The sequence below is a fragment of the Phyllobacterium brassicacearum genome, assembly GCF_003010955.1.
GTDB lineage: Bacteria > Pseudomonadota > Alphaproteobacteria > Rhizobiales > Rhizobiaceae > Phyllobacterium > Phyllobacterium brassicacearum.
Map to the genome: position 1 here is coordinate 1 of NZ_PGGO01000055.1, position 3,014 is coordinate 3,014.

The 3,014-nt window shown below is 53.1% G+C and carries 2 rRNA genes; both read right to left on the reverse strand.

The features are described from left to right. Positions 1-30: 30 nt before the first annotated feature. Positions 31-145, reverse strand: a 5S ribosomal RNA gene (gene rrf / locus CU102_RS28145). 235 nt (positions 146-380) lie between these two features. Then, positions 381-3,014 (reverse strand): 23S ribosomal RNA (locus CU102_RS28150); the annotation flags it as partial.

Here is a 3,014-nt window from a genome sequence, read left to right on the forward strand (position 1 = left end):
TGAGAAGCTATGGATTGTTGCGTTTGGCAGACCTGGCAGCGACCTACTCTCCCGCGTCTTGAGACGAAGTACCATTGGCGCAGGGGCGTTTCACGGCCGAGTTCGGAATGGGATCGGGTGCGGCCACCCCGCTGTAACCACCAGGTCAGCAAAGCGCAACAATCACGCATGCGCCCAAAAAGTTGAAGACTTTCATGTAAGCTGCATGCGATACAAATGAGAAGCTGGAGTTTTTTGTTTGGTATTCAGGGCATGGCGCCCCGTAGACCGCTAGGTCGTCCGAAGGCCCTCGCGGAGCACAGGTCCGACGGACCGTACGTGCGTGAGCGCTTTGGATTTGATCCATTTTCAATGGATCAAGATGGATATTTGTAATGAGAATGATCAAGCCAATCGAGCTATTAGTACCGGTAAGCTTCATGCGTTGCCGCACTTCCACACCCGGCCTATCAACGTGGTGGTCTTCCACGGCTCTGATAGGGAATACTCGTTTTCAGGTGGGTTTCCCGCTTAGATGCCTTCAGCGGTTATCCCGTCCGTATATAGCTACCCTGCTATGCGGCTGGCGCCACAACAGGTCCACCAGAGATACGTCCATCCCGGTCCTCTCGTACTAGGGACAGATCCTGTCAATATTCCTACACCCACGGCAGATAGGGACCGAACTGTCTCACGACGTTCTGAACCCAACTCACGTACCGCTTTAAATGGCGAACAGCCATACCCTTGGGACCTGCTCCAGCCCCAGGATGCGATGAGTCGACATCGAGGTGCCAAACAACCCCGTCGATATGGACTCTTGGGGGTCATCAGCCTGTTATCCCCGGCGTACCTTTTATCCGTTGAGCGATGGCCCTTCCACACGGGACCACCGGATCACTATGACCGACTTTCGTCTCTGCTCGACTTGTCAGTCTCGCAGTCAGGCGGGCTTATGCCATTGCACTCGACGACCGATTTCCGACCGGTCTGAGCCCACCATCGCGCGCCTCCGTTACTCTTTAGGAGGCGACCGCCCCAGTCAAACTACCCACCATACACTGTCCCGGATCCGGATAACGGACCGCGGTTAGACATCCATATAGGTAAGGGTGGTATTTCAAGGATGACTCCACGAAGGCTGGCGCCTCCGCTTCAAAGTCTACCACCTATCCTACACATGCCGACACGAATGCCAGTGTAAAGCTATAGTAAAGGTGCACGGGGTCTTTCCGTCTAACCGCAGGAACCCCGCATCTTCACGGGGAATTCAATTTCACTGAGTCTGCGTTGGAGACAGCGGGGAAGTCGTTACGCCATTCGTGCAGGTCGGAACTTACCCGACAAGGAATTTCGCTACCTTAGGACCGTTATAGTTACGGCCGCCGTTTACTGGGGCTTCGATTCAAAGCTTGCACCTCTCCTCTTAACCTTCCAGCACCGGGCAGGCGTCAGACCCTATACGTCGTCTTGCGACTTCGCAGAGCCCTGTGTTTTTGGTAAACAGTCGCTACCCCCTGGTCTGTGCCACCCTCCTCGACTTGCGTCAAAAAGGGTCACGCTTCTTCCGAAGTTACGCGTGCAATTTGCCGAGTTCCTTCAACGCAGTTCTCTCAAGCGCCTTGGTATTCTCTACCAGTCCACCAGTGTCGGTTTCGGGTACGGTCTATACGCGGGAGCTATTTCCTGGAACCGCTTCAAAGCCCCTCCAATCCAATAAGGAGGAACAATTTACGCGATCCGTCACTACCCGCAGGCCCACGAATATTAACGTGGTTCCCATCGACTACGCCTTTCGGCCTCGCCTTAGGGGCCGGCTAACCCTGCTCAGATTAACTTTAAGCAGGAACCCTTGGACTTTCGGCGAGGGAGTCTCTCACTCCCTTTATCGTTACTCATGTCAGCATTCTCACTTCTGATACCTCCACCAGCCCTCACGGGTCCGGCTTCAACGGCTTACAGAACGCTCCGCTACCACTTGCTTATTGCTAAGCAAATCCACAGCTTCGGTGTATGGCTTGAGCCCCGGTACATTTTCGGCGCAAAGACCCTTATTTAGACCAGTGAGCTGTTACGCTTTCTTTAAATGATGGCTGCTTCTAAGCCAACATCCTGGTTGTTTTGGGATCCTCACATCCTTTCCCACTTAGCCATAACTTAGGGACCTTAGATGGTGGTCAGGGTTGTTGCCCTCTTCACGACGGACGTTAGCACCCGCCGTGTGTCTGCCGATCAGTACTCTTCGGTATTCGGAGTTTGGTTAGGTTTGGTAAATCGGTGAGATCCCCTAGCCCATCCAGTGCTCTACCCCCGAAGGTATAAAATCGACGCTCTACCTAAATAGATTTCGCGGAGAACCAGCTATCTCCAAGTTTGATTGGCCTTTCACCCCTAGCCACAAGTCATCCCAATCTATTGCAACAGATGCGGGTTCGGTCCTCCAGTAAGTGTTACCTTACCTTCAACCTGCTCATGGCTAGATCACTTGGTTTCGGGTCTAATGCGACGAACTGAACGCCCTGTTCAGACTCGCTTTCGCTGCGCCTACACCTACCGGTTTAAGCTTGCTCGTCACACTAAGTCGCTGACCCATTATACAAAAGGTACGCTGTCACCCAGAACAAATCTTGGGCTCCAACTGTTTGTAGGCATTCGGTTTCAGGATCTCTTTCACTCCCCTTGTCGGGGTGCTTTTCACCTTTCCCTCACGGTACTGGTTCGCTATCGGTCATGCACGAGTACTTAGGCTTGGAGAGTGGTCTCCCCATGTTCAGACAGGATTTCACGTGTCCCGCCCTACTCAAGGACTTTTGTTCGCATTACGTGTACGGGGCTGTCACCCACTTTAGCCACCCTTTCCAGAGTGTTCCACTTGTCTCACAAAAGCCACTGGCCTGGTCCGCGTTCGCTCGCCACTACTAGCGGAGTCTCGTTTGATGTCCTTTCCTCCGGGTACTTAGATGTTTCAGTTCCCCGGGTTCGCTTCTAACCCCTATGTATTCGAAGGTCAGATACCTTATCTTGATATCTAGAAA